The 24805-nt window shown below is 65.6% G+C and carries 24 protein-coding genes and 1 pseudogene; 11 read left to right on the forward strand and 14 right to left on the reverse strand.

Annotation, left to right across the window (positions count from 1 at the left end):
• Positions 1–521: 521 nt before the first annotated feature.
• The gene (locus tag AC1DIN_RS03485; RefSeq protein ID WP_476808676.1) at positions 522–1628 is read left to right on the forward strand and encodes an LLM class flavin-dependent oxidoreductase; all 1107 of its coding nucleotides are present in this window, start codon (positions 522–524) and stop codon (positions 1626–1628) included.
• Between the two features lie 27 nt (positions 1629–1655).
• On the opposite strand, the gene AC1DIN_RS03490 is transcribed toward AC1DIN_RS03485, so the two are convergent.
• The 3 genes from AC1DIN_RS03490 to AC1DIN_RS03500 are packed head-to-tail and all read right to left on the reverse strand — an operon-like array spanning position 1656 to position 4617.
• Positions 1656–2948, reverse strand: coding sequence for an LLM class flavin-dependent oxidoreductase (locus AC1DIN_RS03490; protein ID WP_476808677.1), 1293 nt, complete (start codon positions 2946–2948; stop codon positions 1656–1658).
• Between the two features lie 15 nt (positions 2949–2963).
• Positions 2964–3965, reverse strand: coding sequence for an LLM class flavin-dependent oxidoreductase (locus AC1DIN_RS03495; protein ID WP_476808678.1), 1002 nt, complete (start codon positions 3963–3965; stop codon positions 2964–2966).
• Between the two features lie 25 nt (positions 3966–3990).
• Positions 3991–4617 carry a GNAT family N-acetyltransferase gene (locus AC1DIN_RS03500; RefSeq protein ID WP_476808679.1) on the reverse strand — a complete coding sequence of 209 codons (627 nt, stop codon included), beginning with the start codon at positions 4615–4617 and terminating at the stop codon, positions 3991–3993.
• A 116-nt stretch (positions 4618–4733) separates the two neighbouring features.
• Between AC1DIN_RS03500 and AC1DIN_RS03505 the strand changes: the two genes are divergently transcribed.
• The 3 genes and pseudogenes from AC1DIN_RS03505 to AC1DIN_RS03515 all read left to right on the forward strand — a co-directional run bounded on the left by AC1DIN_RS03505 (position 4734) and on the right by AC1DIN_RS03515 (position 7284).
• Entirely contained in the window at positions 4734–5738 is a 1005-nt protein-coding gene (locus AC1DIN_RS03505; RefSeq protein ID WP_476808680.1) for an MsnO8 family LLM class oxidoreductase, read from the forward strand.
• 28 nt (positions 5739–5766) lie between these two features.
• Positions 5767–5835, forward strand: a pseudogene (locus AC1DIN_RS03510) (twin-arginine translocation signal domain-containing protein); the annotation flags it as partial.
• 123 nt (positions 5836–5958) lie between these two features.
• Positions 5959–7284, forward strand: coding sequence for an NtaA/DmoA family FMN-dependent monooxygenase (locus AC1DIN_RS03515; protein ID WP_476808681.1), 1326 nt, complete (start codon positions 5959–5961; stop codon positions 7282–7284).
• A 156-nt stretch (positions 7285–7440) separates the two neighbouring features.
• Here AC1DIN_RS03515 and AC1DIN_RS03520 read toward each other — a convergent pair whose 3' ends face one another.
• Complete coding sequence (locus AC1DIN_RS03520; protein WP_476808682.1) at positions 7441–7605, reverse strand: hypothetical protein; 165 nt, start codon at positions 7603–7605, stop codon at positions 7441–7443.
• Between the two features lie 267 nt (positions 7606–7872).
• Here AC1DIN_RS03520 and AC1DIN_RS03525 point away from each other — a divergent pair, with 267 nt between their 5' ends.
• The 3 genes from AC1DIN_RS03525 to AC1DIN_RS03535 are packed head-to-tail and all read left to right on the forward strand — an operon-like array spanning position 7873 to position 10401.
• Positions 7873–9465, forward strand: coding sequence for an ABC transporter substrate-binding protein (locus tag AC1DIN_RS03525; RefSeq protein WP_476808683.1), 1593 nt, complete (start codon positions 7873–7875; stop codon positions 9463–9465).
• Entirely contained in the window at positions 9446–9730 is a 285-nt protein-coding gene (locus AC1DIN_RS03530) for a hypothetical protein (protein WP_476808684.1), read from the forward strand. The genes AC1DIN_RS03525 and AC1DIN_RS03530 overlap by 20 nt, the downstream gene beginning before the upstream one ends.
• A complete protein-coding gene (locus AC1DIN_RS03535) occupies positions 9727–10401 on the forward strand; it encodes an ABC transporter permease (protein ID WP_476808685.1) in 675 nt (224 codons plus the stop codon). Before AC1DIN_RS03530 ends, AC1DIN_RS03535 begins: the two co-directional genes overlap by 4 nt.
• On the opposite strand, the gene solA is transcribed toward AC1DIN_RS03535, so the two are convergent.
• Genes solA through groES form a run of 3 tightly spaced genes read right to left on the reverse strand, consistent with a single transcriptional unit; the run spans position 10283 to position 13548 of the window.
• Positions 10283–11563: an N-methyl-L-tryptophan oxidase gene (gene solA, locus AC1DIN_RS03540; RefSeq protein ID WP_476808686.1), complete on the reverse strand. Its 1281-nt coding sequence runs from the start codon at positions 11561–11563 to the stop codon at positions 10283–10285. The two genes, AC1DIN_RS03535 and solA, sit on opposite strands and share 119 nt — an antisense overlap.
• Positions 11564–11597: 34 nt before the next feature.
• A complete protein-coding gene (groL, locus tag AC1DIN_RS03545) occupies positions 11598–13229 on the reverse strand; it encodes a chaperonin GroEL (protein WP_476808687.1) in 1632 nt (543 codons plus the stop codon).
• Positions 13230–13260: 31 nt separating this feature from the next.
• Complete coding sequence (gene groES, locus AC1DIN_RS03550; RefSeq protein WP_476808688.1) at positions 13261–13548, reverse strand: co-chaperone GroES; 288 nt, start codon at positions 13546–13548, stop codon at positions 13261–13263.
• A 595-nt stretch (positions 13549–14143) separates the two neighbouring features.
• Between groES and AC1DIN_RS03555 the strand changes: the two genes are divergently transcribed.
• From AC1DIN_RS03555 to AC1DIN_RS03565, 3 genes are all read left to right on the forward strand, one after another.
• Positions 14144–14593 (forward strand): RrF2 family transcriptional regulator, encoded by a 450-nt coding sequence (locus AC1DIN_RS03555; protein WP_441469988.1) that lies wholly within the window; start codon positions 14144–14146, stop codon positions 14591–14593.
• A 78-nt stretch (positions 14594–14671) separates the two neighbouring features.
• Positions 14672–15226, forward strand: coding sequence for a flavin reductase family protein (locus AC1DIN_RS03560; RefSeq protein WP_476808689.1), 555 nt, complete (start codon positions 14672–14674; stop codon positions 15224–15226).
• A 157-nt stretch (positions 15227–15383) separates the two neighbouring features.
• Positions 15384–15974 (forward strand): RBBP9/YdeN family alpha/beta hydrolase, encoded by a 591-nt coding sequence (locus AC1DIN_RS03565; protein ID WP_476808690.1) that lies wholly within the window; start codon positions 15384–15386, stop codon positions 15972–15974.
• A 106-nt stretch (positions 15975–16080) separates the two neighbouring features.
• On the opposite strand, the gene AC1DIN_RS03570 is transcribed toward AC1DIN_RS03565, so the two are convergent.
• The 4 genes from AC1DIN_RS03570 to AC1DIN_RS03585 form a co-directional block, all read right to left on the reverse strand.
• A complete protein-coding gene (locus AC1DIN_RS03570) occupies positions 16081–17088 on the reverse strand; it encodes an amino acid ABC transporter substrate-binding protein (protein ID WP_476808723.1) in 1008 nt (335 codons plus the stop codon).
• Positions 17089–17519: 431 nt separating this feature from the next.
• Entirely contained in the window at positions 17520–18908 is a 1389-nt protein-coding gene (locus AC1DIN_RS03575; RefSeq protein ID WP_476808691.1) for an AtzE family amidohydrolase, read from the reverse strand.
• A complete protein-coding gene (locus AC1DIN_RS03580) occupies positions 18905–19132 on the reverse strand; it encodes a DUF4089 domain-containing protein (protein WP_476808692.1) in 228 nt (75 codons plus the stop codon). The genes AC1DIN_RS03575 and AC1DIN_RS03580 overlap by 4 nt, the downstream gene beginning before the upstream one ends.
• Complete coding sequence (locus tag AC1DIN_RS03585; RefSeq protein ID WP_476808693.1) at positions 19129–19830, reverse strand: cysteine hydrolase family protein; 702 nt, start codon at positions 19828–19830, stop codon at positions 19129–19131. The genes AC1DIN_RS03580 and AC1DIN_RS03585 overlap by 4 nt, the downstream gene beginning before the upstream one ends.
• Positions 19831–20029: 199 nt before the next feature.
• On the opposite strand from AC1DIN_RS03585, the gene atzF reads away from it, so the two are divergent.
• Positions 20030–21826: an allophanate hydrolase gene (atzF, locus tag AC1DIN_RS03590; protein ID WP_476808694.1), complete on the forward strand. Its 1797-nt coding sequence runs from the start codon at positions 20030–20032 to the stop codon at positions 21824–21826.
• 191 nt (positions 21827–22017) lie between these two features.
• Here atzF and AC1DIN_RS03595 read toward each other — a convergent pair whose 3' ends face one another.
• The 3 genes from AC1DIN_RS03595 to AC1DIN_RS03605 are packed head-to-tail and all read right to left on the reverse strand — an operon-like array spanning position 22018 to position 24804.
• Positions 22018–22686, reverse strand: a complete 669-nt coding sequence (locus AC1DIN_RS03595; RefSeq protein ID WP_441469995.1) for a GntR family transcriptional regulator — start codon at positions 22684–22686, stop codon at positions 22018–22020.
• Complete coding sequence (gene hpxZ, locus AC1DIN_RS03600; RefSeq protein ID WP_441469996.1) at positions 22664–23044, reverse strand: oxalurate catabolism protein HpxZ; 381 nt, start codon at positions 23042–23044, stop codon at positions 22664–22666. Before hpxZ ends, AC1DIN_RS03595 begins: the two co-directional genes overlap by 23 nt.
• A gap of 38 nt (positions 23045–23082) precedes the next feature.
• On the reverse strand, positions 23083–24804 hold the full coding sequence (locus AC1DIN_RS03605; protein WP_441469997.1) for a dipeptide ABC transporter ATP-binding protein: 1722 nt from the start codon (positions 24802–24804) through the stop codon (positions 23083–23085).
• Between the last annotated feature and the right edge of the window lies 1 nt (position 24805).

The raw sequence follows: 24805 nt of genomic DNA on the forward strand, positions 1-24805 counted from the left end.
GGGTCAAGAGAAACGCATTTCAAATAAGTATTGAAAATCAAATATCTATGCCAAAATCGACAAGCTTTATGACGATATATCAGTACCCTTCGCCCCGGAGAGATAAATATACCTTTATTCACTCCTCAGAGGCGGCACATTCACTCAATATTACACCGAATGAAATCGGTAATTCTATTGGCAACGACCAGCCAAAACGACCACCTTATGCCCAGGCCGAAGCGGCACCGTCACGCGACAATGCCGTCGAACGCTCTCGTGCAGGCTCTCCCTTCGAAGATGAATCTGGCCGGCGCCCTGACACTTGCCCGTGACCAATGCATGAACGGTCCACCGTCAGCAGAGGCTCCGAAAATAAAAGCGGCGACAAGAGAGGAAACACCCACAGACGACCAGATATCAGAGGACATATTCTTCGTTATTATCGCAATTCAAAACGTTAATTCTGTTGTTATCAGAGTAAAAGTTTTTACAGAGGCGATTTGCGCCTGAATGTAAATAGATATCGATAGCCGGACCCCATGACGGAAGCCTGCGAATTTCTCTGGTACATCCCAAACGATGTTAAGCCCGGTCATCGTGGCGATTCCGCCACCCACGACCACAACAGCCTCGATACCCTGACCAGCCATGCGCTCGCGCTGGAACGGTTCGGGTGGAAAGGCGCCCTTATCGGCACCGGCTGGGGGCGGCCCGATACCTTTACCGTCGCGACCTCTCTGGCCGCACGAACGAAGACGTTCGAACCGCTGATTGCGATCCGCCCGGGTTATTGGCGGCCCGCCAATCTGGCCTCGGCCGCGGCGACGCTCGACCATCTGAGCGGAGGTCGCGTGCGGATCAATATCGTATCGGGACAGGACGACCTCGCCGCATACGGAGACGAGGAAGGCGATCAGTCACAGCGCTACGCCCGGACCAGGGAGTTCATGCAGCTGGTTCGCAAGCTCTGGACCGAGGAAGCCGTCAGTTTTCGCGGGCAGTATTTTTCGGTCACGAACTCGACCGTCGTACCCAGAGTGCAGCCTCGGGAAGGCAGGGTGCATCCCAAGCTCTATTTCGGCGGCGCGTCGGAAGCGGCTGAGCGCGTCGCTGCGACCGATGCCGATGTCCAGCTCTTCTGGGGCGAGCCGCTCGCCGAGATCGCGCTGCGGATCGAACGTCTCAAATCGCTCGGCCATCGGCTCGGCCGGGAGCTTCCACCGCTGCAGTTCGGGCTCCGCATCACGACGCTCGTCCGCGACACGACGGAGCAAGCCTGGGCCGACGCGGAGGCCAAGGTCGCGGCGATGGCCAAAAGCCGGGGCGCAGGCTGGAATGACCATCAGCGCGCGGTGGCCGTCGGCCAGCAACGTCTGCTCGACCTGCATCAGCGCGGCGAGGTGCTCGACGACAATCTCTACACCGCGCCGGGCAAATTCGGCGGAGGCGGCGCGGGGACGACCTGGCTTGTCGGCTCGGCCGCGGACGTCGCCCAGTCGCTGAAGAAGTATCGCGATCTCGGGATCACCAAGTTCATTCTGTCCGACACGCCCTATCTCGCCGAGATCGAGCGCCAGGGCTCGCAGCTATTGCCGCTGCTTCGCGATGAGCAACCCATAACGCAGGCAGTTCCGGCGCCGCTCTGAGCGGCGCCGGAAGCGGCGGGGCGCCCGCTACACTGCCTTGGCGACCGGCTGCCACGCCTCGGGAAGAGCGAGGTTTCCGCGGAGCGTAGAGGAGGCATAGTCCCGCCGGAAGACCTTGCGCTCCTGCAGGATCGGAATGACCTTCTCGACGAATTCGTCGAAGCCGCCCGGGGTGAGATGGGGCGCGAACACGAAGCCGTCCGCCGCATCTTCCTGAACGTAGCGATCGATCTCCTCGGCGACCTGGGCAGGCGTCCCAACGAACTGCTTGCGCCCGGTCACCTTGATGATGAGTTCGCGGATGCTGAGCTTTTCCTGCTCGGCCAGCTCACGCCAGGCCCGCGCAGTCTCCAACCGGTTATCGTAGCGCGCCGCACGCCCCTGGGCGAGCTGCTCGACCGCGACGTCGGGATCCACGTCGGGCAGAGGACCGTCCGGATCATAGGCCGAGAGGTCGCGATTCCAGACCTGCTCGAGGAAAACGATGGCGTTCCTCGGGCTCACCTGCTGCAGCCGTATGGTCTTCTGCTTTTCCAGAGCGTCTTCCAGCGTATCGCCCAGAACGAAGTTGGCACCCGGCAGTATCTTCAGGGCGTCGCGGCTGCGGCCATGTTTGGCGAGCCTTTGCTTCACATCCGCATAGAAGGCCTTTCCCTCCTCAAGCGTGCCGTGGCGCGAATAGATGAGGTCGGCATGGCCCGCAGCAAGCTCCCTGCCCTCGTCGGAATCGCCGGCCTGCGCGATGACCGGAGTGCCTTGCGGCAACGGACCGGCGCCGGTGTGTCCCACGATATCGAAGTGAGGCGTGCGAGCGTAGAAGTCGCCGCCTCTCCAGATCGAGCGCGCGGTTTCCAGGAAGTCCCGCGCGCGCTCGTAGCGCTCGCGAAACGGCAAATGATCGCCGCGACGGAAGTTCGCCCCGGTGAAGGCACCGGGCGACGTCACGACGTTCCAGCCGGCCCGCCCACCGGACAGGATATCGAGCGTCGCGAGCTGACGTGCGAGCGGATAAGGCTCGTTGAATGTCGTGGTCAGCGTCCCGATCAGCCCGACATGGTCGGTGATCGAAGCCAACGCAGTGAGGATAGCCAGCGTGTTTGGGCGGCCGACGACATCCAGTTCGTGGAAGCGCCCCTTCTGCTCCCGGACCCTCAGCCCTTCGGCGAGGAAAATAAAGTCGAACCTGCCGCGCTCGACCGTCTCGGCGAAATGCCGGAAGGACGAGAATTCGATCTGGCTGCCGGCGGCCGGATCGCTCCACACCGTGAAATTATTGACCCCGGGGAACTGCGCCCCGAGGATGATCTGCTTCCTGGTCATGGCATTCCTCCGAGCTCAGGCTGCCGCGGCGTAGCGATTGCGCGCGGCTGGCAGGCCAAAGCGGCTGCGCAGGTTCCCGCCCGCTGGTGGCGCGACCAGCCCTGCAGCGCGAAGAGCGGGCACCAGCGTGCCGGTCACGCGGTCGATCTGCGTGCGAGGATCGGACAGGACCAGGCGGACACCTTGGGCGCCATCGGCGGCGGCGATCCCGGCCGCGGCGATCAGATCCTCGGCGGTACTTCCATCCGGGCCGATACGCAGATCGGCGATGACGACTGGCCCCTTCCCCGATGTACCGCCGCTAAGCTTCGCGAGCGTTTCTGCAAAATCGCCGTTGGCCGGCACGAAAACCACATCGGCAGCGCGCGCGAAGGCCAGATCCGTTTCGGCCACCCAGCTGACTGCGACGATAGGCTGGCCCTGGGGAGGCCTCGGCGTGATCGACGGTCCCAGCACGCGGAAATCTGCGCCCTGGAAATCGATATAGTGAAGCTTCTCGCCATCGACGAAGCGGTGGCTCTGCGTGTCGCGGATGACCGCATCGTCCTCCCAGCTGTCCCAGAGACGCCTGACGACATCGACGGCATCGAGCGCGTCGCGGTCGAGAGACGGCTGGTCGGCCGCGGGAAAGCCCTTCAGTTCCCCGATCGCGCGGGTGGCCTCGCGGCTACGCTTCTGGTCGAGGCGCTGGGCCAGAAGTCCGGCCCTGCCACCGCTGACATAGTCGAGCGTGGCAATCGCCGTCGAGACGTGGAAAGGCTCGACGAAGCTTATCGGCGCCCCGGCGATGAGACCGATCTCGCGGCTTCGGGGCGCCAGCCAATTGGCCAGAAGGATCGCGTCGAGCCCGTCCTGGCCGGGATCGGCAAAGCCGTCCTCCAGGGTCACGAACGCTGCGACGCCATCAAGCCTCGCGACGAGGCTGCTCCAGAAGTCGCGCCAATCGGGTTCGTCTCCGTTGCGATGGCCGCCCGCATTTAGTCCGAGACCGAGCAACAGGGGAGATTTCTGCGTCATCGTCACATTCCGATCCGGTGCGTGCCTAGGCAGCCGAAGCCCGATAGCTCGCGAGCCGCGAGGACACCTTCGCCTCGTGCTCGGCCTTGATCGCGGCGACCCGCTTCGTCGCTTCCTCGAATGACGCGGCGGGCGCATGGACCGGATAGGTGCCGACCTGCCCTGCCCTCCTGCCGATATGCTTCTCGAAAGGCAGGGAGCGGTAGAGGGTGGGGTCGACGGCCGTATCGAAAAGCGGTCGATAGCCGAGGGCGATGTACAACGCCGACGCTTCTGGCTGCAGGAAACCGGTGGTCAGATATGCCCGCGTGTAGCCGAGCTCGCCGGCACTTTCCTCAAGTGCCAGCACAACCTGTCTAGCGAGACCCTGGCGGCGCAAATCCGGGCGCGTCCAGATGCGTTTGAACTCCGCCGTCTCGTCGTCGTGGCTCATGAATGCCCCGCCCGCGATCGTTTCGCCGTCACGCTGCAAAAGCAGAAAGGCACCGAGCGGCGGCGCGAAAGCTTCGGCGGGGTAGCGCAAGATCTCCGAGCGGGCGCCACCGGGGCGGCTCGCCACGCCATATCGTCCGTCATATTCCGAGATCAGCCCCTCCAGCAGCGGCTCCGCGGCCGGGTCGAGAGGCGACGACCGCACGAAAAGGTCAGCCATAACATTCTCCGAAATCGCCACAGCGAGCCCATGCCCACTGCCGCTTGATCAAGCAATATATTATTTCTATAGACTATTAGAACATCATCGACTGTCAATGCCGCTGGCGAGGACGGATGCCCTACAAACTGAGCTTTCTCGACAAGAGCCCCCTGCAACTGAACGAGGCTGCCGGCGACGCGCTTGCAAGGACGCTCTCGCTCGCAAAAGCCGCGGAGGAGCTGGGTTTTGCGCGCTTCTGGGTGGCCGAGCATCACAACGCGGCGAAGCTGGCGAGCTCGTCTCCGGAGGTGCTGATCAGCTTCCTGCTCGCCCGCACGAACCGCATCAGGATCGGCTCCGGCGGGGTGATGCTCCAGCACTACAGCGCCTACAAGGTGGCCGAGAACTTCAACCTGCTGGCCGCGCTGGCGCCCGGGCGCGTCGACATCGGCATCGGCAAGGCGCCGGGCGGCATGCCATTGTCGACCCATGCATTGCAGGGGGCCTACGACCCGGCCCGCAAGCCGGATTTCGACGCGCAGCTGGTCGAACTCGACCGCTTCCTTCGCGAACATCACGACGGCAGCGACGCCGGCAACCAGCTCGCCGCCTTTCCGGCGCCGGCGAAGCCCGCGGAGCGCTTCCTGCTCGGTGCGAGCATCGAAAGCGCGAGGCTCGCGGCGAGCCTCGGCTGGAGCTTCGTCTATCCCGGCCATATCCACGGCGACGAGGCCGCCATCGGCGAAGCCTTGTCGGCCTATCGCGACGCCGGCGGCACTTCCGCGCTCCTCGCCGTAGGCGTCGTCATCGCGGAGACGGAGGAGCTGGCCCGGAGCCTGGCGCCCGACGCGCGCCGTTTCCGCGTCGACATCGAGAACGGCCAGGGCGTCAACGTCACCAGCCGGGAACAGGCCCTCGAATATGTCCGGCAGACCGGCTCGCGGGAGTACCGCATCGAGGAGCGCGGCTCGCTCCTGCTGCGCGGCGTGCCGGCGCAGGTCCATGCCGAGCTGCAGCGGCTGCACCGGGAGTTCGGCATCGACGAGTTCATGGTCGACTGCCCCGTCACCGAAGGCGCCCGGCGCCTGACGACCATCGAGCTGCTCGCGGCCGCGGCCCGAACCTCCCTCGCCGCCTGAGACAGCCAGAAGGGGTCGGCATCATCGTACGAGAAGGACGTTTCTGGGCGGAGTGGGAGCAGCGGCTCTGTCGGCAGCCGTGCCGGCCCACAGCTAGACGCGCGCTCTGCTCGGCGCCGTGCCCACTCTGCCCTGAGCAGCGCAACCGGGCCATCGCCGCGGGAGCCATTGTCCGGCGCCACCGATAGCCGAACCAACGATCCGAGAGAAGGAAGCTTCCATGTCCTCCGCCCCGCGCCGCCGCCTCAAGACCCTGATGGGCGCCTCCAACGTCATCGCAGCCTCGAACGATGCCGATCCGGCAACCGGAGCCAAGCGAGCCGCCGCATTCGCGCGCCGGGCCGAGGCCGAGAAGATCACCGGGCTCTTCACGGCCGACCTGCTGCAGATCGACCCCGCCGGCCTCGCCGGCACCGCAGGCGTACAGGACCCGCTCATCGCACTCGCGGCGCTGAGCCAGGTGACGTCACACATCGGCCTTGTCGCGACGGTTTCGACCACCTTTCACCATCCCTACAATCTGGCCCGCCTGATCGGCACGCTCGACCATGCCAGCGGCGGCCGCGCCGCCTGGAATGCGGTGACCTCCTCGGTCGGCGAGGAGAATTTCGGCGAGGCGCTGCTCAGCCCGGAGGAGCGCTATGCCCGCGCCGCAGAATTCATCGAGGTCGTGAACGCGCTGTACGATGCGAATGAGAGGGACGCAGTGACGCGAAAGGTCTCCGGCGCGCTCGCGCTCGACCCGGCCAAATTCCATCGCGTCGACTATCGGGGCCGGCATTTTACCGTCCAGGGGCCGCTCAACGTGCCGCCGCTGCCGCAGGGGCGCCCGGTGCAGTTCCAGGCCGGTCAATCCGAGGCAGGCATCAGCGTCGGCGCGCGCTATGCCGCGGTAGTCTACACCTCGCAGCCGAAGCTGGAAGGCGCGATCGCCTTCGTGACCGAGCTGCGTCGTCGGGCCAAGAGTTTCGGGCGCGGCGACAACCTGCCCTTCGTCATGAATTCATTCCATTCGGTGATCGGGGAATCCGATTCGGATGTCGCCCGGCGCCTGAAGGAAAAGCATGAGCGCATCGACTACGAGCTCGGGCGCCTCAAGCTCGCCGACATGCTCGGCGGCGATATCGACCTGTCCGGGCTGCCGCTGGACAAGCCCCTGCCGGACAGCCTGCTGCCGGAGGTCACCGGCACCAACCGGCGCCGCGGCCGCGTGGAAATCTTCAGCCGTTACGCGAAGCAGGGCCTGACGCTGCGCGAGCTCATCATCAAGGCGCAGGAGACCGGCCATTGGTCCGTCGCTGGAACGCCCGAGCAGCTGGCCGATGCGATCGAGGAGCGCTTCCGTGCGGGCGTGCTCGATGTTCTCACCCTTCACGGTCTCGGCAATCCCGATCAGGAAGACCTCCTGCTCAACGGCCTTCTACCCGAGCTGCGCCGCCGCGCGCTGATCGACACCGACTATGTCGGCGACGACTTCCGCTCCAATCTGGAACTGCCACCCCTGGCATCGGCTTCCGCAGCCCCTTCCATGGCCCGCAGCGCCTGAGCTCCTTTTGTGGAACGGGCCCTATCGGTCCGTTCCACGGAGCAGCAAAAGGAATGCCACGGAGATCGAACACTCCTTCCGAGAGGCCTGCCAAAGCGGATTTTTGCTCATGGTCGAATGTATTTGAAAAGACATTCGATTGACGTCGTGACCACATCACACGATTATTACTGACATCGTCGCGGTTCCGGCCAAGACGGTCGCGGGATTTGTTGGAGCAGCTTGCACCGCGTCACCAATGCTAAAAGCACCACGCGCATAGCCGTGGGCTCCTTTGCTTGAGGAAAGCCCATGATTGTTCACTTCAATTTCATCGTTCACGCTCTGCTGCGCCTGTCTGCATTTCTGCACTGGACACGCACCGGCGAAACGCGCCGCAGCAGGAAGTAGACCGCCGACCTCGTCGGCACAGCTCGACCGAGCATCGATTTCTAACGCGTCAAGGGCTCAACGTCGCGGCCATCGCTGGCCTGCGCCGATGATCGCTTTTCATTTGAAGGCTTTACGATGATCCAGGCCGAAATCCGCACTGCACGTCGCATGTGGCGACCATCGCTTCATGCAGTTGTCCAGGCGCGCGGACATCAGGTGCTTGCGGCGGCCGCCGCCCTTGCCCTGCTCGCGGCGGGCGGCCCGGTGCTCGCCGCCGACAATCAGCCCGCTGGCAAGCCTGCCGCTGGCGGCACGTTGACCGTCGGCCTGGCGAGCGACACCGCGATCATCGACCCCTCGATCACGGGCAACTCCATCACGGCGCTGATCACCCGCAATCTCGTCGACTCCCTCGTCGGCCAGGCCGAAGACAATCGCTTCACGCCGTGGCTGGCGGAGCGCTGGGAGGTGAACGCAGACAATACCGTCTATACCTTCCATCTACGGCGCGGCGTGACCTTCAGCGACGGCACCTCTGTCGATGCCGAAGCGGTGAAGTTCAATTTCGACCGCATCCTCGACCCCAAGACGACGTCGAGCTATGCGAAATCGCTGCTGGGACCGGTGGACAGCATCACCGCCCGGGATCCCGCGACCCTCGTCATTGCCTACAAGCAATCTTTCGCCCCGCTCCTGCAGGGGCTCAGCCTGCCCTATCTCGGCATCCAGTCCCCGACCTACCTGCGCAATGCCAGGAGCACGACCAATACCGTCGTCGGCTCCGGCCCCTTCCTTCTCGAGAGCTTTACCAAAGGCAGCGGCAGCCGGCTGACGAAGCGCGGCGACTACAATTGGGGGCCCGGCTACGCGGCGCATCAGGGGCCGGCCCATCTCGATGCCCTGGTGTTCCGGTATCTGCCCGAGTCCTCCGTTCGCCTCGGCGCGCTCAGCAGCGGGCAGGCGCAGGCGATCGACGAGGTTCCGCCGGCCAATTTCCGCACCGTCCAGGCGGATAGCCGCCTCCAGGTCGTGACGCGGGAGAACCCCGGCGTGAACCGCGCCCTGTTCCTCAACACCAGCCGCGGGCCTTTCGCCGATGTCAGGGTCCGCCAGGCCTTCCAGAGCGCCGTCGATGCACCCTCGGCGGTCAAGGCCGCCTTCTTCGGCAGCCTGAAGGCGGCCGACAACATCCTTGGTCCTTCAACACTCTACTACGATCAGAAGATCGCGGCGGGCTGGGGCTTCGATCCGCAGAAGGCAGCCAAGCTGCTCGACGAAGCCGGCTGGAGCACCAAGGATGCCGAAGGCATTCGCGCGAAAGGCGGGGAGCGGCTCACCGTCCGCTTCGTCTATGACKCCGCCGCCTGGGGCGCCTCGGACCTGACGCTGGCCCAGGCCATCCAGTTCTCGGTCAAGAAGGCGGGCTTCGACCTGCAGCTCGCCCCGGTCGATGCCGGCGGCTACACGGCCCGCACGGGCGCAAACGACTACGATCTCATCTCTCTATATTATGTGCGGGCTGAGCCGGACATCCTGCGGACCGTCTTCCATTCCGGCTATATCCCGCCGAACGGCGCCAACTATGCCCGCGCGAAGAGCCTCGACGACATCCTGACGAAGGCAATCGGCGCTGCCGGCGACGAGCGCCAACGCCTCTACGGCCAGGCGCAGGCCGAGATCATCGGACAGGCCTATGCCGTGCCACTCTATGTCGCCGCCTATCAGCTCGGCGCCTCCAGAAAGCTGCAAGGCATCAGCTGGGCGACCAACGCGAAACCGAATTTCTACGATGCCTGGCTGGCTCCGTAAGGCCCTGCCCATCGGGCTGAGGCGCCTTGGGGTGATCGTCGCCGTGCTCTGGGGCGCGGCCACGATCACCTTCATCGCGGTCAAGGCGATCCCCGGCGACCCCGTCGCGGTTCTCACCGGGGGCGAGAACATCGTCGATGCCGCCGAGCGGGAGGCGCTGATCCGGCAATTCGGGCTCGATCAGCCCCTGGCGGTGCTGATCAACCTCATCGTCGATGCGCTCTACCTGCTGATCGATCCACGGCTGCGTAGGGCGGCACGATGAGCGAGGTTCTCGACATCGTCGCGCGCACCCGAAGCGGCAACCGTGCCGGGAACCCGTGGTGTGCGCCAGGGCTGCTCATTCCGCTCGCCTTCGTCCTGCTCCTGCTGGCAGCGGCCGGCGCACCGCACTGGTTCACGCCGCTGGCGCCCGATGCGGTCGATACCGACGCGATCCTACTGCCGCCCGGCCTCGCCCACTGGTTCGGAACCGACCAGCTCGGCCGGGACGTCTTCACCCGCGTCGTCTACGGGACCTCAATGTCCCTGGGGATCGGTATCGGCGCGACGCTGATCGGCTGCACCGGGGGCGTGCTGTTGGGAACCGCGGCCGGGCTCGCGCGCCCCGGCCTGCGGCGCCTGCTGGTGCGGTTGATCGATATCCTCCTCGCCTTCCCGGAAATCCTGCTCGCGCTGCTGATCATCGCCGTGCTCGGCCGCGGTCCGACGAACACCTTGCTGGCCGTGGGGCGTTCCAGCATCGCAGGCTATGCCCGGCTGATGCGCTCGCAGGTGCTCCGCGTCTGGCCCCAGCCAGCGGTGTCTGGCGTAAAAGTCAGAAGCCGTTGTTGCGGGCCTCGAACCGTCCGAGCCGGAAAGCCGACAGGTCGATGCGGCTCGCGCCATCCAGAATGCGCTGGCTCACGGCCTCGCCGATCGCAGCCGAGTGCTTGAAGCCGTGCCCGGAACAGGGAGAGACGACGAGGACGCGCTCGCTTTCGGGCCATTCGTCGATGACGAAACCACCATCGGGCGAGACCGTGTAAAGGCAGGTCTTGCGACGCGAGTTATCGGCGCGCAGGCCATTCAGCCGCCCTTCGATCGCCTTGGCGTAGAAATCTCGCGATTCAGCCTCGTCGCTCGAACGATCGAAACAGTCGGGGTCGACGAAGACGTTCTTCTCCCCATGCGCGACCTTCACAGTCCCATCGATGGCCGGAAAACCGTAGAAGCCCTGCCGCGCACCTGTGGCCCAGATGAAAACCGGTGCGTCCGTCCATTGGGGCGATGCCGAGGAGTCCAGACCGTACCAGTGCAGGATTTCCCGCGTAGGGCGCAGCAGGGCGTTGAAGCCCGGGCCTAACAGCTTGCTCGCCCAGGCTCCCGCGCTCACCACGACACGGCCGGCAAGGATCGTTTGGTTGTCAGTCCGAAGCTCGATGTGATCGCCTTGCGCAACAATCGCCCGGACAGGGGTGTCGAGCATCAGCTTCGCGCCGGCGGCGGAAGCAAGACGCAGTTGCGCGAAGACACAGTGCTCGGGCCGCAAGAAGCCGCCTTCCGGTTCGAAATAGACGCGATCGCCGTCGCCCGCATTGAGCCAGGGATAACGGCGCCGCGCTTCGGCGGCGTCGATGACTTCGTGGTGAATCCCCTCCCCTTGCGCAACCGCGGTGACGCGGTCGACATAATCCGCAGAACCGTGGTCCGGCCCGCTGCCGGAAACCGCCAGAAATCCGACCTGGCCGAACAGGCCCTCGCCGGTACGGGCTTCCAGCTCCTGCCAGATTTCATGGGATCGCCGCACCAGCGGCACCAGTTCCTTCCCTTCCGCGACGGCAAGGCGCGTGATCCGCGTTTCGCCGTGGCTCGAACCCAATTGATGAGGCGGGCTGAACTGATCGATCCCGAGGACATCCGCTCCTCGGGTTGCCAGCTGGAACAGGGCAGCGGAGCCCATGGCGCCCAGGCCCAGGACAGCGATATCGACCGATTTGCGAACCATGCAGCACTCGCGAAAACTGGCCGCTCGCGCGACTTCGCGGCGGGCTTCATCACTGAAAAGCGACCGGCACGAAGCCAGCGAAGTTGACGCGCGACGGGGGCCGCGCGTCACCCGATCAAGGCCTGACTGAAGTCCGAGGCTGACTTCAGAAGTCGAGCCCGCCTCCCGGCGGCAGCCCCGGCGCGGGCACCTTGTCCTTGGGCGCCTCGGTGATCAGGGCCTCGGTGGTGACGAGCAGACCTGCGACGGAAGCTGCGTCCTGCAGGGCCGTGCGGACCACCTTGACCGGGTCGACGATGCCGGCCTCGATCAGATCGACATATTCTTCGGTCTGGGCGTTGTAGCCATAGGTCGGCGACTTCGCTTCCAGCAGCTTGCCGACGACGACGGCGCCCTCGACGCCGGCGTTCTCGACGATCTGGCGGATCGGCGCCTCCAGAGCCTTCAGGACGATCTGGATGCCCGCGGTGACATCGTCGTTATCGCTCTTCAGCTTGGCGACGGCGGCCTTCGCGCGCAGGAGAGCTACGCCGCCGCCCGGAACGATTCCCTCGGCGACGGCCGCGCGGGTGGCGTTGAGCGCGTCGTCGACGCGATCCTTCTTCTCCTTGACGTCGATCTCGGTCGCACCGCCGACGCGGATCACAGCAACGCCGCCAGCAAGCTTGGCCAGCCGCTCCTGCAGCTTCTCGCGATCGTAATCGGAGGTCGTCTCCTCGATCTGCGCCTTGATCTGCGCGACACGCGCCTCGATCGCCTTCTTCTTGCCGGCACCGTCGACGACGGTTGTGTTTTCCTTGTCGATCCGGACCTTCTTGGCGCGGCCGAGCTGGGCGATCGTCACGTTTTCCAGCTTGATGCCGAGATCTTCCGAAATCGTCTCGCCAGCCGTCAGGATGGCGATATCCTCCAGCAGCGCCTTGCGGCGATCGCCGAAGCCGGGCGCCTTCACGGCCGCGACCTTGAGACCTCCGCGCAGCTTGTTGACGACGAGCGTGGCCAGCGCCTCGCCCTCGATGTCCTCGGCGATGATCAGCAGCGGCTTGCCGGTCTGCACCACCGCCTCGAGGATCGGCAGCAGAGACTGCAACGAGGACAGCTTCTTCTCATGGATGAGGATGTAGGGGTCGTCGAACTCGACGAGCAGCTTCTCGGCATTGGTCACGAAATAGGGCGAGAGATAGCCGCGGTCGAACTGCAACCCCTCGACGACATCGAGCTCCGTCTCGAGGCTCTTCGCCTCCTCGACCGTGATCACGCCCTCCTTGCCGACACGCTGCACAGCTTCGGAAATGATTGCGCCAATCGAGGCGTCGCCATTGGCCGAGATCGTGCCGACCTGCGCGATCTCATCGGCTTTGCCGACCTTGGTGGCGCGCTTCTCCAGATCCTTGACCGCTTCGATCACGGCAAGGTCGATGCCGCGCTTCAGATCCTGCGGGTTGAAGCCGGCGGCCACGGCCTTTGAACCCTCGCGGACGATCGATTGGGCAAGCACGGTCGCGGTGGTGGTGCCGTCGCCGGCCAGATCGTTCGTCTTCGAAGCGACTTCGCGCAGCAGCTGCGCGCCGAGATTCTCGAACCTGTCGGCGAGCTCGATCTCCTTGGCGACGCTCACACCATCCTTGGTAATGCGGGGCGCGCCGAAAGACTTCTCGATCACGACGTTGCGGCCCTTCGGACCCAGCGTGACCTTGACCGCATTGGCGAGGATATCGACACCGCGCAGGAGGCGCTCGCGCGCATCGGCGGAAAACTTCACATCTTTGGCAGCCATGCTGCTCTCCTTGGAACTGAATTGCGCAGCGTCAGCCGATGACGCCCAGGATGTCGGATTCCTTGGCGATCAGGAGGTCCCGGCCGTCGATCTTGACTTCGGTGCCAGACCACTTGCCGAACAGGACACGATCGCCCTTCTTGACGTCGAGCGGCACGAGCTTGCCGCTCTCATCGCGGGCACTAGGACCGACGGCCACGACCTCGCCCTCCTGAGGCTTTTCCTTCGCGGTATCGGGAATGATGATACCGCCCTTCGTCTTCTCCTCGCCGTCTAGGCGGCGGATCACGACACGGTCGTGAAGCGGCCGAAATGCCATTGCGATCTCCATGGGCAAGCGTGAAGCCTCTTGGCACTCCCCTTTCGAGAGTGCCAACAGCTCATTGTTGCGGCCGATCTCTGAGCGAGGTCAATATTAGACCATTAATTCAGTAGATTTTTATCTTGCCGCAATCCAACTCGAAAGGCTTGAAACGTCGCAGTATCCACAGAGGGAAATTCTTGCGCGACACCGGCAGCAAACCACGCCGGTGAAGCGTGGCAACACAAGCCCGGGGGCTCCTTCGCCGTGCCGGTCAGGCCCGTGGAGTTTCCGGAACTCTGAAGGGTTCATCGATGTCGTTGCAACGCTTCGGTCTCGGCGGACGGAATGCCGGCGATGCTCCGGCAACCGGTCGGCATGTCGTGCGGGCACGACCCTACTTTCAGCCCAGAACGCACGCCATGCACGCCAAAACGGAGTTGTTCACCCACTGGCGCAAGCGAAGGCTGACCGTCGCACATGATCGCGGCGGGCCCAGCCCATGAGAAAGCGACAGAATAAATCTTCTTCGTTTTCCGCTCGAAGAACGCGATCTTGCGCGTAGCCGCAATGTTGATAGATAGAATATACTTCTCTCTGGGCGGGGCTGCCTATGCTGACCAACAAGGGCAAATACGGCCTCAAGGCCATGGTGCATCTTGCCAAGCTGGAAGCCGGTGAGACGACTCAGGTCGCCGATATCGCGCAGAAGAACAACATCCCGAAGAAGTTCCTCGACGCGATCCTGCTCGACCTGCGCAATGCCGGCATGCTGCGCAGCAAGAAGGGTCCGGGCGGCGGCTATGCTCTGGCCAAGCCGGCACGAGCAATCATGGTCGGCGCCGTGGTTCGCGCTCTGGAAGGGCCAATCGCGCCGCTTTCCTGCGCCAGCCGCTCCTCCTTCAGAGCCTGCAGCGATTGCGGCGACATCGACGTCTGCCCGGTGCGCTCCGTGATGAGCCAGGTTCGGGACGCGATGGCGAGCGTCGTCGACAACACGACCATAGCAGACCTCGTGCGCCGTTCTCGCGGCGAGCAGCCGGGCGACGCGAGCGCAGCCTGATATTGTCTACTCAGTCGATAGACAAATTTAGAAACCTGCCCTAGTACGGTTTTGCGGCCGACCCGCCGCAGCGTTCGTATGGGTGATCGCATGAACCGGCAGGTGGCTCCACTCGCGGCCAATGACATCGAGGCCGATGCCTTCAAGACGGTAATGCGAAACGTGGCCGGTGCGGTGAGTATCGTGACCGCCTCCCATGACGGCACGCGCGCGGGCCTGACAGCAACCTCGCTCACCGCGCTGTCCGCGGAGCCGCCGACCGTCATCGTCTGCGTGAACAAGAGCGCTTCGGCCTGGCCGACCATCGAGGCCTCCCGCCATTTCGCCATAAACGTCCTCGCGGCGCGCCACCGGTCCGTTGCGGATCGCTTCGCGGGACGCGGCGGCTTCAAGGGAGAAGCTCGCTTCGAGGACGGCCGGTGGGGCCGCCTCGTCACCGGCGCGCCCACGCTCGACGGCGCGCTCGCCGTCCTCGATTGCGAGACGGAAGAGGCGCTCGAGCGCCATTCGCACACCATCCTGATCGGCCGGATCAAGGCGATCAGGCACGCCCAGGACGAGGGTGCGCTGCTTTACTGGCGTGGCGTCTACGGCCAGTTGGACGACGAACTCCAGGCTGGCGCCGGGATTTAGAGCCCACTGCCTAAGACAACGGCAGAATGGCCCAAGCTTCTCCAACGAGAAAAGACACAGGTCGTTCGTCCTCTAAAACAGTCCAAATTTGCGAACACGTTTCATTGACCGAACGAGCCGGATGGCGGGATGATCGGGGAGGAATAGGAGACTCCCCATGACCGTCCTCATCGTCCCCGGTCTCTACGGCTCTGAGCCGGCGCATTGGCAGAGCCGCTGGGAAAGCGAAATCGACGGCGCCGAGCGCGTGCAGCAGGGCGACTGGGACGCGCCGGAGCTGGAAACCTGGCTCGCGACCCTACGCCACCACGTCGAACGTCGGCCGGGCGCCGTGCTGGTCGGTCACAGCCTCGGCTCGACACTGATCGCCCATCTGGCTGCCCGCCATCCAGAGCTCGACATCGGTGGCGCGCTCCTCGCCGCTCCGGCCGATCCCGAACAGCGCGCGTCGCGGGTCCGCGGCATCGCATCCTTCGGCCCGGTTCCGGACAGGCCCTTCGCCTTCCCGGCGATCGTCGTTGCGAGCCGGACAGATCCCTACATGAACATCGAGCGCGCGCGCGTCATCGCCAACATGTGGGATGCGGCCTTCATCGATGCGGGCGATGCGGGGCATATCAACGTCGCCAGCGGTCACGGCGGCTGGCCAGCCGGCCTCAGGCTTCTCGACCAGTTGCTGGCGCGGCGAGATCGCTCCGCAGCACCGGCCCTCTGGACCCGGCACGCAGCAAGCCTGTCCATCAGCTAGAGCGGGAGATCCGGCGGCCACGCCGAACCGGACTTTATCTGCTTTACCGACAGAAATAGGGGCGTCGATGGCGCTGCACGGCTTGCTGCGGCGCAGCGCCGGATTGTCAGCGGATCGGCGGCGCGTATTGCAGGCCGCCCTTGTTCCACAGCGCGTTCTGCCCGCGGGCGATCTTGAGCAGCGAGCCTTGGCCCACATTCCGTTCGAAAGATTCGCCGTAATTGCCGACATGCTTGACGATCCGGTAGGCCCAGTCATCAGTTAGGCCCATCGGCGCGCCGAACTTGCCCTCGGTCCCGACGAAGCGCCTGATCTCCGGATTCTCGGACTTAAGCATCTCGTCGACATTCGCTTTGGTGATGCCGAGCTCTTCGGCGTTGACCATCGCGAATAGCGTCCATTTCACGATGTCGAGCCAAACATCGTCGCCATGGCGTACGACCGGGCCGAGCGGCTCCTTCGAGATGATGTCCGGTAGAACGACGTGCTCGTCTGGATTGGCGAGGCCCAGGCGCTCGGCATAGAGGCCTGAAGCATCGGTCGTGAAGGCGTCGCAGCGGCCGGATTCGTAGGCCTTCACCGTCTCCTGGTTGCTAGCGAAGGCGACAACCTCGTATTTGATCTTATTGGCGCGGAAGTAGTCGGCCAGGTTGAGTTCGGTCGTGGTGCCCTGCTGGGTACAGATCGAGGCGCCGCTGAGCTGCAGCGCCGAGTTTACGCCGAGCTTCTTGCGGACCATGAAGCCCTGGCCGTCATAGTAGTTCACCCCGGCAAAGTTTAGGCCGAGCGCGGTGTCGCGCGAGATTGTCCAGGTTGTCGTGCGCGAGAGCAGATCGACCTCGCCCGACTGCAGCGCGGTGAAGCGGTCCTTCGCGGAGAGCGGGATGAACTTGACCTTGGTCGGGTCGTTGAAGATCGCCGAAGCGACGGCACGGCAGACATCGACATCGAGGCCGGACCAGGTGCCCTGAGCGTCCGGTATCCCGAAGCCCGCGAGACCTGTGCCGGAGCCGCAATGGAGGATGCCGCGGCTCTTGGCCTGAGCGAGCGTAGGCGACTGAGCGAAAGCTCCGCTCGCGCAGAGAACGGTGCCCGCGGCAAGCGCCGCGCCGATGAGTTTTTTCACGTCGTTGTCCCCTTGTTTGCGGAGCGGGTTCGAGCCCGCTCTCCGTCAGCTAGCAAGTCCCGGACCAAGGCCCATCCGGAGAAAACCGGCCTTTCCTTCGATCCTCCGAGCGAAGCAAGCGGGGTGTCGCGCGCTCCCGTCCTGCCATCAGGTTCAGCGGACCAGCGACGGTTATTGGAGAGCGCCCTGCGCGCAGAGCGCATTCTTCCACGAGCGCAATCGCGAGCGGCGATTGCGCGCTGGCAAGGCAGCGCCTCGATCAAGCGCCCGCTCTTGCCGGTGACCGCTCTTGCGGAAAGGGTTGAACCAAACCCGAAAAGCGCTCCGTGATTGAGACAAGCCGTGCGGCGATCAGCGCCCGGTAATCGGGTGATCGCGCCGAAAGAGGCTTCTGATGGCGAAGATACCCATCGGCAGCATCAATGCTCAGGGCTTGCGGCCCGGCATACCCCCATGGCCTGGAGCGCATAGGCGGCTTTCAAACAAATATCCTCTCGCCAAGGTGGCGCGATGAGCTGGACGCCGATCGGAAGCCCGCCGCCCTGGACCGGCACGAGCACGACAGGCAGTCCGATACAGGAGATCGGTTGCGTGAACAGCCCGAGGCTTGGGCGCAGCGGAAGTGTTTCGCCCCTCACCTCCAGGGTCTTCTGGCCGATCAGCGGCGCGGGGCACGGCGTGGCCGGCGCGACGATGAGATCGATGTCAGCGAAGCGCCGCATCATCTCGTCGTAAAACCAGCGGCGCGCGCGCTGCGCCTGAACATACCACGCCGCCGGCAGCAGAGCGCCCGCCAGGAAACGGTCGCGCGTCTCGGGATCGAAATCCTCGGCGCGTTCTCGCAGGCGCGGCAAATGGAAACCGGAGCTTTCCGCGTTGGTGATCAGGAAGGCGGCGGCGCGCGCGATCGCGGCGCCCTCGATATCGAGGCCCGGCTTTGCGCCGAGCGCCTTCGCCACCGTGGCGACAGCTGCTTCGGCTTCCGGCATGCCGTCGGTCGCGAAGTATCCGCCCGCCACAGCGACGCGCAGTCCAGCGACCCCATCATGCAGATGCGGCATCGTGGGCTCGACCGGCCGCTGCGCGCAGGCAGGATCGCCTGCGTCGGGACCCTGCATCAGATCGTAGGCGAGAGCGAGGTCGGTTGCGTCCCGCGCCAACGGCCCGAGATGGTCGAGCGAGTCGCAGAAGGGAAAGGAGCGCGTGCGCGGCAGGCGCCCATAGGTCGGCTTGAGCCCGAACACGCCGCAGAGCGATCCGGGAACGCGGATCGAGCCGTTGGTATCGGAGCCGAGCGCAATCGGCACGAAACCGGCGGCTGTCGCCGCGCCCGAGCCGGAAGACGAACCGCCAGCCATCCGGGCGAGGTCATGTGGGTTTCGGCAAGGGCCGTCATGGGCATTCTCGCCGGTGAAATCATAGGCGTATTCGCCCATGTTGAGGCCGCCGAGCAGGATCGCGCCGGCAGCGCCGAGGCGCTCGACCAACACGGCGTCACGCTGCGCCGGAGGGCGCTCGCGGTTGATCTTCGAGCCGGCGCGCGTCGGCAGGCCGGCAATGTCGAACAGGTTTTTGGCCGCGAAGGGCACGCCCGCCAGCGGCCCGAGCGGCTCTCCGCGCAAGCGGGCGAGATCGGCTGCGCGCGCCTGCTCCAGGGCGCGTGTCGCCGTGACGTCGGTGAAGGCGTTCACGTGCGGATCGAGCTTCGCGATGCGTGCGAGCGCCGCAGTCACCACCTCCTCGGCGGCGACCTCCCCGCCCCGAATCCTGCGGGCGATCTCATGGGCCGGAGCGCAGGCGTCGCTCATCGGCCGTCTCCCGGCAGCCCGGGGCGGAATTTGGGCGCCAGCTCCAGGCTGTCATCCGCCAGCGGGGCTGTATCGACGATCCGCGCCATGGTGTGGGCGATGGCGAGGAATTGCAGCACAGCCGGCTTCTGCGCCTCGCTGATCGTCAGGCCGAGCGTCGGTGCCATGACTTCGAGGTGCCGGGCGGGATCGAAGCCTCCCGGTGGAGTATGTCCCGTCTTCATGCTGGCTTTTCCTCCTTGCAATCAGCCGCGCTGACGAAGGCCGCACTGATCTCGGCGCTGGTCGTGACGCAGCCGAAGATGCCGCCCTGGGCCGCGATCATCCGCAGCCCAACCTCATGGAACTCCGGGAAATAGGAGGCGCAGGCATCGCCGGCCGCGAGGCAGCGATAGCCGCGGTCGTTCGCCTCGCGGATGGTGGTGTGGACGCAGACCTCGGTGGTGACCCCGGCGACGATGAGGGACGCGACGCCGCGATTGCGCAGCATCAGCTCAAGGTCGGTCTGGTAGAAGGCGCCTTTGCCGGGTTTGTCGATGACAGGCTCACCGCGAAGCGGCGCGAGTTCGGAAATGATGTCGTGGCCGGGCTCGCCGCGCACCAGAATGCGGCCCATGGGGCCGCAGGCGCCAATCCGCTTGTCCGGCGGCGACCGCTCCAGCTTGGCCGAGGGCGCATCCGAGAGATCGGCGCGATGGCCCTCGCGCGTGTGGATGACGAAGAGGCCGGCTTCTCGCGCGATGTCGAGCAGGGCCCGGCAGGGCGCGATCGCGGTGCGCAGCCGCGAGACGTCGTTGCCGAGCATTTCGCCGAAGCCGCCGGGTTCAAGGAAATCCCGCTGCATGTCGATCATGAGCAGCGCGGTTCGCGCCGTTTCGAGCACGAAGGGCGAAGGCTGAGCCGGAATGACGAGACGACCCATGGCAGCTCCCCGTGGCGACAGATGCGGGAGACTCTGCAAGGCGCATGCCCGCCGGGATCGGGGCTGCGAGCATAGATGATCGCCGGCTTTCGGCCCCTGCAGGTCGTCAGGGGAACTCATCGTCGGTCGCGCGCACAACTCTTGCATACACGCCGGCGGAAACTGCCTGCCGTTTGGGCACCGAGAGGGAGGGCGCCGCGTGCAAACCTTGACCGAGCTTTTGGCCGCGCATCTGGCGGGAGCCCAACGCCTTCGCGAGACCGTAGCGGGCTGCTATGCCCGCTGGCGGACGCATGGCGATCCGGCCATGTTCATCGCACTGCGACCGGAAGCGGAGGTCATGGCCGAAGCGGAGCGCCTGCAGGCGGAGGGACCGCGCGGCCGCAAGCTCTGGGGCATCCCGATCGCGGTGAAGGACAACATCGACGTCGCCGGCCTGCCGACGACAGCCGCCTGCCCGGCCTTCGCCTATCCGCCGACGCAGGATGCGAGCGCCGTCGCGCGGCTGAGGGCACAGGGTGCGATCGTCATCGGCAAGACCAATCTCGACCAGTTCGCGACCGGTCTCAACGGCACGCGATCGCCCTATGGGACACCACGCAACGCGCTGCGCGCCGATCTCGTCCCCGGCGGGTCGAGTTCCGGCTCGGCGAGCGCGGTCGCGGCAGGGATCGTACCGGTTGCGCTCGGCACGGACACGGCGGGCTCCGGGCGCGTTCCCGCCGGATTGCAGAACATCGTCGGGCTGAAGCCGAGCGTCGGGCTGGTGCCGAGCGCCGGCGTCGTACCGGCCTGCCGCACGCTCGATTGCGTCTCGGTCTTCGCGCTGACGGTGGAGGATGCCTGGGCGGTGCTCGGTGTCATGGCGGGACCCGATGCGGCCGACCCGTTCTCGCGAGCGCTACCGATCGGCCGCCCCGGTGCCGCTCCGCCCGCCATCCGCATCGGCGTGCCACGCCCGGCGGATCGCGACTTCGCCGGAGATGGCCTTTCCGAGGCGAGCTACTGCGCGGCGCTCGAACGGGCGGCGGCGCTTGGGGCGGAGATCGTCCAGATCGACTTCGCTCCCTTCCATGAGGCCGCCCGGCTGCTCTACGATGGCCCCTGGGTGGCCGAACGCTGGCTGGCGATCCGCGACCTCCATGAGAGCGATCCCGAAGCGATCCTGCCGGTGATCCGACAGGTGATAGCCGGAAAGCCACTGCCGGATGCCGCGGCGGCTTTCGCGGCGCGCTACAGGCTGGCGGAGCTTACGCTTGCAGCGAAGGCTGTGATGAAGCCGGTCGACGCCCTGATGGTGCCGACCGCTCCGCGCCCGGTGACGCTGGCCGAGATGGCGGCGGACCCGGTCGGCGCGAACTCCATGCTCGGCCGCTACACCAATTTCGTGAACCTGCTCGATCTTTGCGCGCTGGCATTGCCGGTCAGCCTCGCTTCGGACGGCACGGCCGCAGGCGTCACGCTGATCGCGCCCGCAGGGCAGGATGCGGCTCTTGCCGGTTTCGGGCGCGCCTTTCATGCCGCCGGCGGGCTGCCGCTCGGCGCCACAGGCCTGCGCATGCCGGTTGCGCCGGGCTGGCCGGCTTCAACAAGAGCTGGCGAGATCGAGATCGCGGTCGTCGGCGCCCATCTTTCGGGCATGCCGCTGAATGGCGAGCTGACGGCGCTGGGCGGCAGCTTCGTCCGCGCGACGGCGACCAGCACCGATTATCGCCTCTACGCATTGCCGGGCGGCCCGCCGAAGCGGCCGGGTCTGGTACGCGTCGCTGATGGCGGCGGGGCAATCGCCCTCGAGGTCTGGTCGCTGCCGCCGGAGGGGTTCGGCCGTTTCGTCGCCGGAATTCCCGCACCACTCGGGATCGGCACGCTGGCGCTGGCCGACGGCACGCAGGTCAAGGGCTTCCTGTGCGAGGCGGTGGCGACGCAAGACGCACGGGACGTCACCGATTTCGGCGGCTGGCGCGCCTTCGTCGCGGCGCAGTCGAGCGTGCCTTGAAAGCGCTAGCTGCTCTTTCGCCGCGAGCGGCTGCCGCCGTTTCCTTCTTCCCTTGCGGGAGAAGGTAGCCCGAAGGGCCGGATGAGGGGTCGCGCAGGCCCTGACAATCTCGCGTTCGGCTCACGACCATTGTCCCGAGCCCCGCTCCTGGCCCTCTCCCGCAAAGGGAGAGGGAACAGGTTGCGGTGTCGTCATCGCGTCTCGGCATAGCTGCGGAAGGCGTCGCGCACGAAGCCGATATGGGCGCGCATCGCCTCGGCGGCAGCCTGTCTGTCGCCGCGCAGGATCGCCTGGACGATCAGGTCGTGTTCCTGCCACGAGTCGGCCAGACGGCCGGTCGTGCGGAACTGTGCTCGCCGGAACGGCGCGACGCGCTTGCGGGTCATCAGGGTCATTTCGGCCAGGTACCCGTTATGGGTGCCTGCGTAGATCGCACCGTGAAAGGTCTCGTTGCACTCGTGGTAACGCAACGGATCACCCTGATGCACGAGTCCGCGCAGCTCCTGGTGGATCGCCTCCAGCGCATGGCGCTCGGCCGCCGTCATGTTGCGGGCGGAAAGCCCGGCGCAAAGCGCTTCCAGCTCGGCCATCGCCTCGAACATGTCATGAAGCTGATCCTGGGTCGGCAGCGCAACGAACGCGCCCCGATGGGGGCGAACCTGCACCAGCCCGGAGGCGGAAAGCTGCCGGATCGCCTCGCGAACAGGCGTGCGCGAGACGCCAAAACGTTCTGCCAGGTCCTGCTCGTCGAGCGCCTGGCCCGGCGCGAGCAACCCGGAGACGATCTCGTCGGCAAGTTGAAGGCGCAGGCTCTCGGTGCGGGTGAGCAAGCCGCCACTATTCGGGAATGACGCTGACATGGGCAGCCACGACGCACCAGCCTTCCGGAAACCGGACCCAGCTCTGACTCTGGCGCCCGACCTTGCCCGGTAAGCTCTCGCGGCGGAACAGCGTGTTGGCGGTGGCGAAATCATCGCCATAAGTGGTGATCCAGGTGCGTTCCAGCGTCCGCATCAGCCCGGCCGGCGAGCGCCCAGCCCTAAACGCAGCGATCTCGGAGTAGCCGTAGAGGTTCTCGCCGACGCCATAACGCAGGGTCTCGGGAGCGTTCCTGAACAGCCGGTCGAGCGCCTCGACATCGTTCGTGGTCAGCGCCTTCTCGTATTCGGCGAAAGCAGCCTCGACTTCGGCGAGAACGGCGGGGTCGTTGATCTTCATGGCCCTGATGCTTCGACGTGACGTGTTGGTGGCGATGTCTATGCCGGCGGATGCGGAATCGCGGTGAGCAGTTCCTTCGTATACTCCGCCTTGGGAGCACCGAGTACTTCCTCAGCCGTGCCCTGCTCGACGATCTGCCCGGTACGCATCACGATGACCCGGTCGCAGAGCAGGCGCACGACGTTGAGATCGTGCGAGACGAAGATGTAGCTCATGCCGAGCCGCTGCTTCAGCTCGTCCAGCAGATTGAGCACCACCGCCTGCACGGAGACATCGAGCGCCGCGGTCGGCTCGTCGAGGATGACGAGATCGGGGTCGAGCGCGATCGCCCGTGCGATGCCGACGCGCGCCTTCTGCCCACCCGAGAGCTGATGCGGAAAACGGTCGATCAGCTCGACCGGCAGGCCCACGAGCTGCGCCAACTCCTCGCAGCGCGCCCGCAAGGCGGCGCGGCCGCGGATCTTGCCCATGCGCAGGATCGGATCGACGATCGCGCGCTCGGCGGTGAAGCGCGGGTTCAGGCTGTCCGTCGGGTCCTGAAACACCATCTGGATGCGCCGCCGGAAGGGCGAGGCGGCGAACTGCCTCGCCGGAATACTGCCGATATCGTGCCCATCGAAGACAATGCGCCCCGAGGTCGGATCCAGCAGACGGTTGACCATCATCGAGGTCGTCGACTTCCCGCAGCCGGATTCACCAACAAGGCCGAGCGTCTCACCCCGCCTGACTTCGAAGCCGATGCCATCGACGGCGCGGAAGGCCGGCTTGTCCGGTTCGGCCCTGCCCATCAACTTCGCGAGGAAGGCGCCCTTGGTCGGGCGCGGATATTCCTTGATCAGGTTCTCGACGACGAGAAGAGGCGCTTTACCGGACGAGGTTGGCCGGGATTTCGTGGCAGCCGGCGCGGCCGCCGGCCTGGAGGGTGCGCGCTTGGCTTGATCGTCCGGCAGGAGATCGCGCAGACTCATTCCGACACGCGGCGTCGCCTGCATCAGCTTGCGCGTATAGGGATGCTGCGGGTTGCGGAAGATGTCGGCGGCGCTCGCCGTCTCCACGACGCGGCCCTTCTCCATCACCACCACCTTGTCGCAATAGGCTGCGGCCAGGCCGAGATCGTGGGTGATCAGGATCGTCGACATGCCGCGCTCGCGCGTCAGTTCCACGATCAGGTCCATCACCGCCTTCTGCGTGGTGACGTCGAGGCCGGTCGTCGGCTCATCGGCGATCAGGAGCTGCGGCTGGCAAGCCAGCGCCAAGGCGATGACCACGCGCTGGCACATGCCACCGGAGAGCTCGAACGGATAGGCGTCGTAACGTTCTTCCGGGCGCGCGATCCTGACCTTCTCCAGCGCCTCGATCGCCTTCTCCCGCGCGGTCGCGCGCGTCGCCTGGACATGCTGGAGGAGCACGTCCTCGATCTGCTTGCCGACCTTGCGGATCGGGTTGAGCGCGGCGCGCGGATTCTGGAAGATCATCGAGATCTCGCGGCCGCGCAGGTCGCGCATCTGCGCCTCGGTCGCGGAGACGAGGTCTATCCCCGAGAACGCAATCGAGCCCTCCGCCACCCGGCCGGCGCGGTCGAGGATGCGGACCACGGCGTAGGAGGTCACGGATTTGCCGGAGCCAGATTCGCCGACGATGGCGACCGTCTCGCCCTTGCCGACGCTGATGTCGATCGCCTTCACCGCCTGGACCGTGCCGCGGCGGGTGGCGAACTCGATGGTGAGGTTGCGGATGTCGAGAAGGGCCGGCGAGCTCATC

The organism is Allobosea sp. 05T438, assembly GCF_056396025.1.